The organism is Ruminococcus sp. J1101004sp1_RTP21198st1_B9_RTP21198_201120 (assembly GCF_040924245.1).
Lineage (GTDB): Bacteria > Bacillota > Clostridia > Lachnospirales > Lachnospiraceae > Blautia_A > Blautia_A faecis.
Genome location: NZ_JBCOMI010000016.1, coordinates 25,866 through 38,861, shown reverse-complemented (window position 1 = coordinate 38,861; position 12,996 = coordinate 25,866). Strand labels below are relative to the sequence as shown.

10 protein-coding genes and 1 pseudogene are annotated in these 12,996 nt (G+C 43.6%); 3 read left to right on the top strand and 8 right to left on the bottom strand.

Going from position 1 to position 12,996, the window contains the following annotated elements; all coding sequences use genetic code 11:
- Positions 1-50: 50 nt before the first annotated feature.
- Entirely contained in the window at positions 51-782 is a 732-nt protein-coding gene (locus AB5618_RS12175; RefSeq protein WP_173773545.1) for an RluA family pseudouridine synthase, read from the bottom strand.
- A 1,182-nt stretch (positions 783-1,964) separates the two neighbouring features.
- Here AB5618_RS12175 and AB5618_RS12170 point away from each other — a divergent pair.
- Positions 1,965-2,015, top strand: a pseudogene (locus tag AB5618_RS12170) (hypothetical protein); the annotation flags it as partial.
- A gap of 210 nt (positions 2,016-2,225) precedes the next feature.
- Here AB5618_RS12170 and AB5618_RS12165 read toward each other — a convergent pair.
- On the bottom strand, positions 2,226-4,484 hold the full coding sequence (locus AB5618_RS12165; protein ID WP_368366785.1) for a hydratase: 2,259 nt from the start codon (positions 4,482-4,484) through the stop codon (positions 2,226-2,228).
- 221 nt (positions 4,485-4,705) lie between these two features.
- Between AB5618_RS12165 and AB5618_RS12160 the strand changes: the two genes are divergently transcribed.
- Both AB5618_RS12160 and AB5618_RS12155 read left to right on the top strand, forming a co-directional pair.
- Entirely contained in the window at positions 4,706-4,981 is a 276-nt protein-coding gene (locus AB5618_RS12160) for a hypothetical protein (protein WP_118582107.1), read from the top strand.
- Entirely contained in the window at positions 4,978-5,802 is an 825-nt protein-coding gene (locus tag AB5618_RS12155; protein ID WP_368366784.1) for a transglutaminase domain-containing protein, read from the top strand. Before AB5618_RS12160 ends, AB5618_RS12155 begins: the two co-directional genes overlap by 4 nt.
- Positions 5,803-5,888: 86 nt before the next feature.
- Here AB5618_RS12155 and AB5618_RS12150 read toward each other — a convergent pair whose 3' ends face one another.
- From AB5618_RS12150 to AB5618_RS12125, 6 genes are all read right to left on the bottom strand, one after another.
- The gene (locus AB5618_RS12150) at positions 5,889-6,506 is read right to left on the bottom strand and encodes a ribonuclease H family protein (RefSeq protein ID WP_148461008.1); all 618 of its coding nucleotides are present in this window, start codon (positions 6,504-6,506) and stop codon (positions 5,889-5,891) included.
- A 128-nt stretch (positions 6,507-6,634) separates the two neighbouring features.
- Positions 6,635-7,594 (bottom strand): D-2-hydroxyacid dehydrogenase, encoded by a 960-nt coding sequence (locus tag AB5618_RS12145; protein WP_347160969.1) that lies wholly within the window; start codon positions 7,592-7,594, stop codon positions 6,635-6,637.
- Positions 7,595-7,746: 152 nt separating this feature from the next.
- Positions 7,747-8,385 carry a hypothetical protein gene (locus tag AB5618_RS12140; protein ID WP_148461006.1) on the bottom strand — a complete coding sequence of 213 codons (639 nt, stop codon included), beginning with the start codon at positions 8,383-8,385 and terminating at the stop codon, positions 7,747-7,749.
- Between the two features lie 329 nt (positions 8,386-8,714).
- On the bottom strand, positions 8,715-10,082 hold the full coding sequence (murF, locus tag AB5618_RS12135; RefSeq protein ID WP_148461005.1) for a UDP-N-acetylmuramoyl-tripeptide--D-alanyl-D-alanine ligase: 1,368 nt from the start codon (positions 10,080-10,082) through the stop codon (positions 8,715-8,717).
- Positions 10,083-10,295: 213 nt separating this feature from the next.
- The gene (locus AB5618_RS12130) at positions 10,296-11,330 is read right to left on the bottom strand and encodes a D-alanine--D-alanine ligase (protein ID WP_148461004.1); all 1,035 of its coding nucleotides are present in this window, start codon (positions 11,328-11,330) and stop codon (positions 10,296-10,298) included.
- 123 nt (positions 11,331-11,453) lie between these two features.
- Positions 11,454-12,854, bottom strand: a complete 1,401-nt coding sequence (locus AB5618_RS12125) for a L,D-transpeptidase/peptidoglycan binding protein (RefSeq protein WP_148461003.1) — start codon at positions 12,852-12,854, stop codon at positions 11,454-11,456.
- Positions 12,855-12,996 lie beyond the last annotated feature (142 nt).

Sequence of the window (12,996 nt, the reverse complement as noted above, 5' to 3'; positions counted from 1 at the left end):
TTTACATTATACACAATTTCGGTTCCACGTCTATAGTTTTTATGTTTTTTTCACATTTGCGGGATAGAAATCCCCTTAAACTCAGCCCCTTCCGGCTTTGTCACGAATTTCATCACCTTTCCGGTTACCGGATGGAAAAAGGTAAGGCTTGCGGCGCACAGAGCCAGGCTGCCTGCCCCGATGGTCACATTCGTTCCGGCACCATATTTCCGGTCACCAGCCAAAGGCATTCCTGCATGAGCCATCTGAACCCGGATCTGGTGATGACGGCCTGTATCCAGATGAATTCGAAGCAGCCATTTTTTCTTTCCGGAAATTGCATCCACAGCCTCACCGAGAACCTCATAGGAAAGTCTGGCCTTCTTCGCACCAGGAGTGTGCGCATTTACCACGGAAGAAGTATTGGATTTTCCATCTTTTTTCAGATAATCCTCCAGAACTTTTTCTTTTTTCCCAGCCTCGGCCTGCTTTCCATATGTTACTGCCAGATAAATTTTTTCCATCTTTCCAGCTGTAATCTGTGCACTTAACGATTTCGCGGCCTCAGGTGTCTTCCCAAATACAAGAATACCTTCTACCGGCTGATCCAGCCTGTGGATTACTGCCAGATATGGAATCCTTCTCCCACCACCGTCTTGCATTGCCAGATAATTTTTCAGGCTGCTCTCCAGATCCATGGCACCGATTCTTGCATTCTGTACCGCAATTCCCGCTGGCTTACGGCAAACTATAATTTCTTTATCTTCGAAAAGAATGTAGTCCTCTATTTTCCCACTAAACATCGTCTGCTTCCCTCATAGTTTCCAATTTTCTCCGCTCATTATAGCGGATTAAAGCCTGATTTACAAGCTCACACTTTCTATTCCGGTATGCTTTATGCTGCATATCGGTTCCTGTTCACTTCGTATCCAATACATCATCCCGCTTTTTTGTCTCTCACAGCATGGAAAAGGACGGTCATCATTTTACTTATATTTCAAATGATGACCGTCCTAAAATTCTTCAGTATTCAATGGTCTTTTCCTCGTTTTTCAAATTGATTTACAATTTAATATTTACGTGGTCTTTATTCAGTTGTTCTATATTCAGTTTTAAGTTTTTATTTAAAATATCTTATCTTATTTCCTGCTCATAAACGATATGATGTTTATCATTCGGTTTATTTAGAAGTTTGATAGATTGAAATTATAATTCACGTTTTATAATTTCTTCTGCAGAAATATCGGATATACTTCTCAGGCTCTGAATCATTATCATAAACAATTTCAAACTTAATTCGGTTAAATCCAAAACCACTTACTGGTTCATATGCTCTCTTATATGTATTATACAAAAAAGTTTGAGCGGAAGTTCCTGATCTATTTCTGACTGGAATATCAATTATGATATTCTTCTAATGCAAAGTTTCGATTCATATTCTAAAGGTTCAATAGGAATCTCAAGATATCCTGCTTATCTGTGATAAGGGGTTATATCCTCTGGAGAAATGTTTCTTTACACAAGTTCCAGATCTTTGTATTAGTGGTGGACAGTTATTCAATATAAGTAATCGCTTCTATTTACCTTGGATACGTTTATAAGTATCAGCTGAATCAAGTGATACTTTATTTTCTATTTACACGGTTCTCGTATCAGGTCTTCTTGCAGGAAATGCGATTCCTGTCTCTCTTATATTGATTAGAAAGATTTTATGTTCCCATTGGAATCACTAAGCTCCTTTCTTTATGAAGTTGTTTTTCTTTTCTTTTGATGAGCTTATATTACCATCTCCTGTCTTATTTGTCAATACTTTTTCGTGTATTTTTTGTTTTATTTCTGTTTTATTTTGGTGCTTCACGTTGTATTTCTGTGTTTTTTACTAATTATTGTAATTATTCAGAATATTTGTTTATATAACAAAAAAGGCTCCTTTTTGCAAAAGTCTAAATAGGTGTTTAAAAAAGGCTTTCTGCAAGATATACGTCATGATTTGTGGGAGATTTTGTCCGGTTGAGGGTATCATAGCGGGCTACGACAACCGAATTCGGGAAAAATATACCGCAAAGTGGGACGTGCAGATTGCGGAAATGCTTTTTTAAACACGTTCTAGCCTATGTAGAAACACATTGAGCGATATTTGCCTTTTCATTGCAGTGTGATCATACCATGTAGAACTTTTTATGTAACAGGGAATTCTGATAAAAAGGCAGGTCGCTCTCAAAAAGAATGACCTGCCTCATAACATTTTATTTTCTATTGTAGTTGATCAGACAGCCTTTCAGGATGATTTCCCGCTCATCATCTGTCAGTTCTCCAAGTGTTACAGTAAATGGAACCAGTCCGCTCTCTTTTACCACATAGCCGGTAATGCAGTCGGCTTTCTCTTCCACAGCCTTGCGGATTTCCGGGAAGAACAGGTAATCACCGTTTACAAACGGAAGATCACCGGCCGGGATCAGGAATGGAAGCATTCCCCAGTTAATCAGGTTGGAACGGTAACGTTTGGTAGCGTATTCGTTGGCAATGTTTGCCCACCCGCCAAGTACTTTCTGACAGGAAGCAGCCTGCTCACGGGCAGAACCATCTCCGGGCTTCACTGCGAAAATAGTACTTCCAACGCCAAGATTGCCTTTGCCAGCTTCCGGATACTCTTTGTTCACCGCTTCCATAACCGGCTTCAGCTCTGGCAGTGCATCCAGCGGACATTCGCCGTTCTCAATGGCATGCTCTGCTTTCTGAACCTCTTTTGCTCGTCCAACATAAGCCGGATCCTTTCTGGAAAGAGTAAACTCAGCCAGTCCAAGAGGATTGGAACGGTAGGAGGAAGTCTCACCAGACGGGATCAGCTCGTCGGTAGTAGTTACCGGATCGTGAATTTCGGAAACAACCTTCAGAACCAGATTCTCTGCAAGTGCCGGCATCTTCGGCCAGTCTTTGATGTTCGGTCCAAACTGGATCTCAACAGACGGATCAGCCACGCCTTTGCTGTCAAATACACGGTTATCGTAAATCGTTTTATCAAAGAAATATTTCTGTCCTCTGTACTCTCCTGTGAAATTCTCAGCAGAGGTAAGGAATCCCTTGTTTGCAGCTGTAGCAGCGATAGAACGGGCATCCATAAGTGCGACAGAAGAAATCTGACCATTCTGGATCTTGGAGCCTTCACGGTTCGGGAAGTTTCTGGTGGTATGGCGGATACTGAAAGCATTGTTTGCCGGAGTATCTCCAGCACCGAAGCATGGACCACAGAATGCAGTTTTCACAACAGCACCTGTCTCAAGAAGATCTGCCAGAACTCCATTCTTAGCCAGTTCCATATAAATCGGAGTACTTGCCGGATATACGCTTAAAGTAAAGGCATCTGCACCGATGCTGGTTCCGCGGAGAATATCCGCTGCAGCACAGATATTCTCAAATCCACCGCCTGCACATCCTGCAATAATTCCCTGGTCAACATAAAGCTTTCCGTCTACAACCTTATTACGGAGAGTATAAGGAACCTTGCCGTCCAGACTTACCAGAGCTTTTTTCTCAACATCGGCAAGGATGTCATCCAGATTTGCATTCAGTTCATCAATTGTATAAGTATTGCTTGGATGGAACGGCATAGCGATCATTGGCTTGATCTCGCCAAGGTCAATCTCCACACAGCCGTCATAGTAAGCCACATCTCCCGGTTTCAGTTCTTTATAGCTCTGGGCTCTTCCATGGATCTCGTAAAACTCCTGAATCTTCTCATCTGTCTGCCAGATAGAGGAAAGGCAGGTAGTCTCAGTAGTCATAACATCGATTCCAATACGGAAATCAGCACTTAAATTAGCTACGCCAGGACCTACGAACTCCATTACTTTATTCTTCACATAACCATTTGCAAATACTTTACCAATGATAGCAAGAGCAACGTCCTGCGGTCCTACGCCCGGACGTGGGCTTCCTTTCAGATAAATAGCAACAACTCCTGGCATATTAATATCATATGTCTGGGAAAGGAGCTGCTTCACAAGCTCCGGTCCGCCCTCTCCCATAGCCATAGTTCCAAGAGCGCCATAACGGGTATGGCTGTCTGAGCCAAGGATCATCTTGCCGCACTCAGCAAGCATTTCGCGGGCAAACTGATGGATAACTGCCTGATGTGGCGGAACATAGACACCGCCGTATTTCTTCGCACAGGTAAGACCAAACATATGGTCATCCTCATTAATAGTACCGCCTACTGCACAGAGAGAATTGTGACAGTTTGTCAGAACATACGGTACCGGAAAACGCTCCAGTCCTGAAGCACGTGCAGTCTGGATAATTCCTACAAAAGTAATATCATGGGATGTCAGTTTATCAAATTTAATCTGAAGCTTGTCCATATTACAGGAAGTATTATGGGCTTTTAAAATAGAATAGGCAATGGTATTTCTTGCTGCATCTTCTCTGGAAACAGGAAGCTGGGCTTCAGCTGCCGGAATGATTTCCTTTCCATTATGCAGATACACACCGGTATCATATAATTTCATAATAAAGCTCCTCCTCATCTTAAGAGATTTGTAACTAACCAATTTTATCGTTAATTATAGTAGATTTCTCCGAAAGGGTCAAGCAAAAACACTTTAGCGTGCTAAAAAGCTTTTTCTGCAAAAAATGGTCTGTAATTTTGCTCCACATTTCTGTTGCAACTTTTTCAAATCAGTGATAAGGTAGAATCTACCAACACTGAAATAATGGGAGGTGTTCTAAGATGTTTCGCCTTTGGGGAAGAATCTGGAAAGATAACCATATGCTGAAGGATACCGTGATCTGTGATGACCGCCAGGAGACCAGAACGCACAAGGTTTTTCACTGTCTGGAGCAGATCTGTTATGAGCTGGATCTGGGAAATCCGATCTGGCTGGATACTACGGTGCGGGATTTTAAGAAGCACAGTAAAACACGTTTTTATCAGGATAATTTTATTGAACAGATTGACTTTGATTACCTGGAAATACAGGTAATAGAGGAAGATGGAGGAGAATGATGAAAAAGACAAAAATGTTTATGCTGGTTCTCACCAGCGCAGTACTTGCCCTTACTCCGGTAACTGCAAACGCAGCTGAAGCTGCACCTTCTCAGGTAACGGAAACTGTTATTGCCACCCCTACTCCGACACCCAAAAAGCCACAGAAAAAAGGCTGGGTGAAGACCAAATCCGGAATCAGAAGATACTATCGAAAAGGAAAACGCCTCACCGGTTTCCAGAAGATTGGCAAGAATTATTTCTATTTCAGTGCCAAGAGAACCCTATTAAAAAATACTACTGTTAATAAAGGTTACAGGGGATTTACTTACTACATCGACAATAAAAGTCATGTAATCGGCAGAAAAAAGGGTTCTACCTACTATACTGCCAGCGGAAAGAGAATGACTCAGGTTCAGATTGCCAACCTCCGCTCCAAGCAGATTGCAGCAGAGATCACCAATTCCAGCATGTCCAAATCCCAGAAGCTTCAGACATGCTTCAACTGGGTGATCAAGGGCTATTATAATATCTGGCGTGATTTTGACCAGGGCGGCAAGGACTGGCCGGCTACTTTTGCAAATGACCATTTTCTCCATCACAACGGAGACTGCGTTTCTGACGCTGGCGCATTTGCTTACCTCGCCAAGGCAATCGGATACAAGAATGTTTATGTATGTGCCGACGCTGTGCAGAGCAACAACAATGCCCACGCATGGTGCGAGATCAACGGGTATGTTTATGACCCGCTTTTCGCAGAGGCAAAGAGTTACAGCAAGTATTACGGTGCTACTTACGGCTCTTATGGACTTTACCCGGTTTTGAAATATAAGATCTCATAAATAGTTAATATTCGCTGTACTGGCTGCAGTAACTAAGTTCAGACAAAATATATGCGGCGCACAGATTACAAAAGCTCCCGGATCCGCTACAGGATTCCGAGAGCTTTTTTGGCAAGCTGGTCAGCCATATCGTTGTATTTGTCGTTGGAGTGTCCTTTTACTTTTACAAAATGGACTTTTACTTTCTTCATGGCTTCCCGGTAAAAGGCCTGATACGCAATTGTTCCGGGTTTGGTAGCTTTCCAGGCACCGGTGCACCATTTGGCAATGCCTTCATAATCATGGTAAATGGTGATTTCCGGAATATTATGATCCACAGCATACTGCATTGCCGCTTCGGAGCCTTTGATTTCTCCTGCTACATTATGCATCAGTGCCAGCTCTTTGTCTGTCATTTTTTCGCAGAATGTGTGCTCTTCTCCATCCTTCAGGATGACCATTCCGTAGGAAAATTCGCCGGTGTCAGAGCGGTAACTGCCATCTACGTAGGCAATCACCTGGTCTGACGCAGGTTTTTCTGCCCTAGAAAGTGTATCCGGGATGCCCTCTGCACTCACACCGGCAAATGCCTGTGCCTCTTCCATAGTGGGAAAGCTCTTAAATTCTGCTCCCGAAAATCCCGTGACCTGTTTCTGACACTCTGCCCAGGTCATAAATACACCTGTTTTTCTGCCTGTTCTTACTGCATAGTATTTCTTTGCCATGTAGTCTCCCTTCTGTATCAGACATTCTCAAACACTTTTTCTTTAATTATAACGAAACTGTTTCTTATCTTCAATAATAGATTAGAGCATGTCCACAACACACTCTAATCTATCCCTGGCCCGAAACTTTAATATACCCTGTTTGTCCTGTCGTCACGTTGGAACCGCTGAATGTTTTTCACCACTTCATCTACTACGCGGAATCTGGTCTCTTTCGCAGCCCATGCAATATGCGGAGTAATGATCAGCTTGTTGCTATCCTGGATCTTAAGAAGCGGATTCTCCGGATCCATTGGCTCTTTGCAAAGAACATCAAGGCCTGCACCTGCAATGGAGCCTTCGGTAAGAGCTGTATACAAATCTGGCTCATTTACAATGGCGCCTCGCGCAAGATTCAGGAAAATAGCGGATTTCTTCATCTTGCGGAATTTTTCCAGCGTCATCAGGTTCTCCGTGTACCCGTTCAGCGGTGCATGGACGGAAAGAATGTCAGAGCGGGAAAGAAGCTCATCCAGGCTTACCTGTTCATATTCTGTATTGTATTTCTTCCCGGAAGCGGAATAGCAGATAATATGGCAGCCAAATGCCTTGGCAATCTGCGCCACCCTGTTTCCAATTGCGCCAAGACCGATAATTCCCCAGGTTTTTCCATCCAGCTCGAAGAAATTCTGACCGAAGTGAGAGAAGCAGGTGCCTCTTGCATATTCTCCGGATTTTACGTAATTGTCGTAATAATTCAGTTTTTCCAGAACATAGAAAAGAAGAGCAAAGGTATGCTGTGCCACTCCGTTTGTGGAGTATCCGGCAACATTGTAAGCTGCAATTCCTCTCTTTTTCAGATAGTCGCCATCCAGGTTATTAAAGCCTGTTGCGGTCAGGCAGACCAGCTTCAGGTTCCGGGCTTTTCCAATGGTAGACTCGCAGATTGGAACCTTGTTGGCTACGATCACATCTGCGTCTTTTGTCTTTTCTTCCATTTCATCTGCAGTTGTTGTAGGATAAATAACTACCTCGCCCAGCGCCTCAAATGGGGTAAACACCATATCCTGTCCCAGGCTGTCTGCTTCCAGAATTACAATTTTCATAATGTGCTCCTCGCTTTCTTCTGTGCTCACTTATATAGTCGTGCGTTTCCTCATCTGTTTTATAAAATACCGTTTTCTCCAGGAAAATGCAATCCCCAAAATATAAGAGCGCAAAGCTGATAGTGCCTACGCCCTTATTTAGCAGTCTGTAATTATCAAGCCATAAATTCCCGGATGATCTCACGCATAATCTTCTCTTCCTCAGGAGTCAGCATCTTACTGAAATGACTTCCGGAAGCAGCGGTCTGCTTAATGCTGCTGGTAATCTTGTCCACGATTTCTTCCTGTAAAACGGGGTCCGCTTTTTTCGCAGCAGGAATCTCTTCTGCCCAGCTTCTCATCTGCTCCACATAATCTGTCAGCGTGTCCATCACCAGCTCTTCTTTGTAAGAAAAATCCAGAGCCTGACGCAAAAGCAATAATGTAACTGGTACAGTGGCGCCCACATACAGATAGGTCAGAGGAAGCCCCTCTTCTATCCTTAACGTCTGGGAAAAATAGATGGCACAGCCAAGGATCACAGTGGACAAAAGTGCCGGATACCACACCAGCCGATTCATTCTGTGAAGAAGCCTGTCCCGTGTTTTCCAAAGCCTCAGCCATTTTTCCTTCAGGCTGATCCGCTGGCTGCTGCCTGTTCCTTGGGTGTTTTTCGCGCCTGTGGTTTTGCTTCCGGTACTTTTCAGCATTCTTCTGTAGGTGAGGTTTGTCGTCAGCATTCCAATTGCTCCAAGAGCCCCCAGGGCCGCCATACTGTAGAGCAATATCTGCAGATCCATAATTTTCTCCAGCATAATGTCCTCCCATATTCTTAACGTTTACGAACATTATACCGCTGTCCTGCTCTGTATGAAACATAAATCGTTCGTCAAATTCTCGGTAAATCTCGCTTATCCTGTGGTTTCTCTGCATATTTTCCTATTTTATGATCACTTATATAAAGACTTTCCGCAATATATCAATTAGTTTTTGATTTATTGCGGAATAAACGTGATATATTGCGGAATAGTTTTGATATTCCGCGCGATAAGTAAAATATATCGCAGAAATAAATATAAATGCCCCTTAAACAGATTCTGCTTATTTCTACAGTGTCTGCTTAAAGGGCAGTATATTATCTTCCTTACATTTCCTGTAATGCAGCTACCACTTTCTCAAACTGCATAAAGTGAGACGCCTTTACCAAAATGGTATCACCAGTCTGCACATAATCAGACAGATGGGACAAAAGGCTGTCACGATCCGGTTCTTCTATAACGATAAGCTCCGGGTTCTTTCTCGCCATCTTCGCAATGTTTGCGGAAAGAGGACCGGTGCAGATGCATACGTCAATTCCACACTGGGCTGCATGCTCGCCTACCTCTGCGTGAAGCTGAACTTCATTCTCTCCAAGCTCTCCCATGTCGCCTAAGATTGCCACTCTTCTGCCAGCACCATCTTTCAGCACATCCAGTGATGCTTTCATGGACATTGGGTTGGCATTATAACAATCGTCTACGATAAGGAAACGGTCTGTCTCGATCATGTGGAATCTGCCGCTGATGGCTTCCAGGGTCTCAATTCCGTGACGGATCTGCTCCAGTGTCAGCCCATAAATGCGGCCTACCGCTGTAGCAGCCAGCGCATTGTATACCATATGGATTCCCGGCATCGGAATATCTGCCATAAAGGATTCTCCGCCTATATGAATACGGCAGGTCATTCCCTTTAAGCCTCTGCTTGTAATCTCGTCTGCATATACATCCTTGTCAGCTTCCATGCCGAAGAATACAGGCTTGATTCCTTCGTACTCTTTTACCATGCAAAGCTTATCGTCATCACCGTTTAACACGATATGACCATCTTTTTGCAGATATTTAAAGATCTCAGTTTTTGCTTTCAGTACACCGTCTCTGTCCCCAAGATTCTCCAGGTGGCAGGTACCGATATTGGTGATCACACAGGTATTCGGTCTTGCAATTTTTGCCAGACGAGTCATTTCGCCGAAATCGCTGATTCCCATTTCCAGAACTGCGATCTCATCCTCGTCACGAAGACGGAAAACGGTGAGAGGAAGACCTAACTCATTGTTAAAGTTTCCCTGTGTTTTCAGGGTACGGTATTTCTCTTTCAGCACAGAGGCAATTACCTCTTTTGTACTTGTTTTTCCCACACTTCCGGTAATTCCAACAACCGGAATCTGAAGCTGCTGCAGGTAAAATTCTGCAATGTCCTTTACAGCCTGAAGGGAAGATTCCACCTTGATATATGGGAAATCAGCATTCTCCAGGATTCTCTCAGATAAGGTAGCAAGCGCACCTGCCTCCATCACCTGGGGAATAAATTTATGGGCATCTACACGTTCGCCTACGATGGGAACAAATAAGGTTCCAGCTTCTGCTTTCCGGCTGTCTGTTGTAATAGAGGAAACCTCCTGCTCCAGCTTGTCAGACGGTCCGAAATAAACACCGCCGCAGACCTTGGTCAGGTTTTCCAGGGTAAGATTTTTCATTTTATTTAATCCTTTTTATATTTAATATAAACATTCGGTAAATAATACTTTGCAAGACATTTTAATTTAAAATAACTATTTCACAATTTATAACATACAAATCAAAGTGTTACTTTCATAAATAATCTAAACGAAATATGCAAATTAAAGTAGTTTCATTTCATATATGCAATAGAACGTATCACGAACGTTCTTTTGACTTGTCTTTTACTATTATTCGTACTTCTTTAATGAAATCCGGATCAGTTCCTCGCAAAGCGTCGGATAATCCATTCCCAGTACCTTCGCCTCCTGAGGAATCAGACTGGTAGGAGTCATTCCCGGAAGGGTATTTGCTTCCAGACAGTACATATCTCCGTTCTCTTTCATCATGAAATCCAGACGGCTGTAGCCGGTAAGCCCCAGTGCTTTCGCTGCCTTCACTGCATTCTCCTGCATTTTTGCTGTAAGCTCCGGAGAAATCTCAGCCGGGCAGGTCTCTACAGTAGAACCAGCCTGGTATTTATTCTTATAATCATAGAAGCCCTGGATTGGTGCAATTTCAATAATCGGATATGCTTTTTCATCTACAACTGCAACAGAGAATTCACGGCCTTTGATATATTCCTCCACAACAATGTCTGCGCCATACTGGCATGCATCTGTAAGAGCCTCTTCGTACTCTTTCTGGTCATTTACAATATAAACACCTACGCTGGAACCGCCGCAGCTTGTTTTTACAACTACCGGGAACTGCAGGTTATATTTGGCAATGTCTTTCTCCAGATTGTCTCTTGTCATAGTAAAACCGCCTGGTGTAGGCACATTATTCATCAGAAAGACTTCTTTTGTAATGCGCTTATCCATTGCCATGGCGCTGCTCAGATAACCGGTTCCTGTATAACGGATTCCCATCAAGTCAAATGCAGCCTGTACCTTGCCATCCTCACCATTTGCGCCGTGAAGTCCAAGGAACACAATGTCACATTTTTCGCAAAGTTCCAGAACATTTGGTCCGAAAAAGCTTCTGCGTTTTTTCTCCATCTCCTTGATCTGCGGATTGAAGCTGCTCATATACTCTGCTGCCTTTTCCACATCATATTCAGCCGGGAAAGGATTCTCCCAGTCTACATTCTCAACTCCACAGAAAATATCTACAAGTATTGCCTCATGGCCTTTCTGGCGCAGCGCACCGCAGATTCCGGTACCGGATACAATGGAAATCTCTCTCTCCGTACTGGTTCCTCCAGCCAAAACTACTATCTTCATAATCTTATATCTCCTTTTTTGTTCGTAAACGTAACTGTTCAGTTCCTTCACAGTTACACGCTTTGCCATGCACAGAAATCATGCATTCGCATGATTTCGCGCTGAATATTCTCTACTGAATAGTTACTCATACACAACCACCGGCATGCCAATCTCAATATTTGCATAAATCTCGGCAGCCTTGTCATATGGAACATTTACACATCCATGGGAGCCTTCCCACAGATAAAGATTTCCTCCAAACTCAGACCGCCAAGAAGCGTCGTGGATTCCCACATTTCCTGCAAAAGGCATCCAATAGGTCACATTTGCTTCGTAGTCCTCTCCTGTAAGCACTGCCGGAGATTCCTTGGCATCCAGTGCATAACAGCCTGTAGGAGTGCCACAGCCTTCTATATCCGGATTTCCGCTTACAATAGGTGTGTCCACGATTGGAGTTCCCTTCTGGTAAAAAACAAGACGCTGGTTTGTCAAATCTATCTCCACATAGGTGGATCCAATATCATTTGTACCGCGGCTGTAGCCTGAGTACAGATAAACAGGCTCACGCACCTGTGTAACGCCGCTTTCGACAGCTTCGATCAAAGCCTTTACCTCTTCATCCTGATCAATTACCCAGCCATAATCACCGCCTTTAATTTCCACCTGGCGATTATCGTAAGTCAGAAATGTTCTGGTCTGTCCCATGGTATCATATTTCAGCCCAAGGTCTGCCACATACTGCCGCACCAGGTTTTCATCCAGGATCACATTACCATCCTCATCATAACCGAACCAATTCTTGATCAGGGTACGGTCCACAGTCTCAGTACGATCAGCAAAGTCGTAAGTTATGATCACCTTGACAAGCTGATTCATTTTTTCACAATTGGCTTTCAGCAGCTCATCTGTGCTGTATACCGAAGGCTTCCGGTAGCAGCTCTCGTCCTCCAGATTTACAGAAGTTTTTCCCCGGAGCATGGCTGCGGAAATCACTTCCTCCGTCTTAGTGCAATCCAGAGCATTTCCCATTACTTCCGGAATGATTTCAAAAGTATCTCCGGTATCCTGGATCTGGGCATCCACAGGCTGGACTACATTCTCTGGCTGCATGCATTTCAGATTATCAACAGCCTGCCCCATCAGCTCCACGTTATAGCTGAGGGATTCTGAAATATCATAATTCTTATCCTGGTTAAAAGCAAGAAACCAGGTAAATCGATCCTGATCTTTGATCAACTGCTTCACAATGCCGGTAGACACATAGGAAAGCCCCACATCCTGGGCGGAAATGGCTTCCTGACCGTTTTTCATGGTCTCCACAGCAAGAACATAAGCGCTTACACGCTGGTTCAGAAGGTCCTCGGTGTCTTCCGAAGTCATGTATGAACAATTAAATCCATTCACCATAGAGCCTGGAAGAAAATGACTGGAAAAGTAGTGCACGCCATATCCATAAGCTCCTGCTGTAAGAAGCAGCAGCAAAACCACAAGTAAAATAACAATCGTTTTTCCTGCGCCTGCTTTTTCCTTATTTTTTGCCATAAATTCCTCCCTGCTTATGATGAATTCTTATTGCCTTTACACGACCACATCTTCTGTTTAACCTTATGCAGGAAATAAACTCCATAGTCGGCATTTATTTATGCCTTCCAAATGCAGACGGGTAAAGACAATAAAAAGCAGA

What these genes read in the sequence shown, in the direction of transcription:
- AB5618_RS12175 (WP_173773545.1), bottom strand. Translation starts at nt 782, where the DNA reads ATGTTTAGTGGGAAAATAGAGGACTACATTCTTTTCGAAGATAAAGAA.
- AB5618_RS12165 (WP_368366785.1), bottom strand. Translation starts at nt 4,484, where the DNA reads ATGAAATTATATGATACCGGTGTGTATCTGCATAATGGAAAGGAAATC.
- AB5618_RS12160 (WP_118582107.1), top strand. Translation starts at nt 4,706, where the DNA reads ATGTTTCGCCTTTGGGGAAGAATCTGGAAAGATAACCATATGCTGAAG.
- AB5618_RS12155 (WP_368366784.1), top strand. Translation starts at nt 4,978, where the DNA reads ATGATGAAAAAGACAAAAATGTTTATGCTGGTTCTCACCAGCGCAGTA.
- AB5618_RS12150 (WP_148461008.1), bottom strand. Translation starts at nt 6,506, where the DNA reads ATGGCAAAGAAATACTATGCAGTAAGAACAGGCAGAAAAACAGGTGTA.
- AB5618_RS12140 (WP_148461006.1), bottom strand. Translation starts at nt 8,385, where the DNA reads ATGCTGGAGAAAATTATGGATCTGCAGATATTGCTCTACAGTATGGCG.
- murF (WP_148461005.1), bottom strand. Translation starts at nt 10,082, where the DNA reads ATGAAAAATCTTACCCTGGAAAACCTGACCAAGGTCTGCGGCGGTGTT.
- AB5618_RS12130 (WP_148461004.1), bottom strand. Translation starts at nt 11,330, where the DNA reads ATGAAGATAGTAGTTTTGGCTGGAGGAACCAGTACGGAGAGAGAGATT.
- AB5618_RS12125 (WP_148461003.1), bottom strand. Translation starts at nt 12,854, where the DNA reads ATGGCAAAAAATAAGGAAAAAGCAGGCGCAGGAAAAACGATTGTTATT.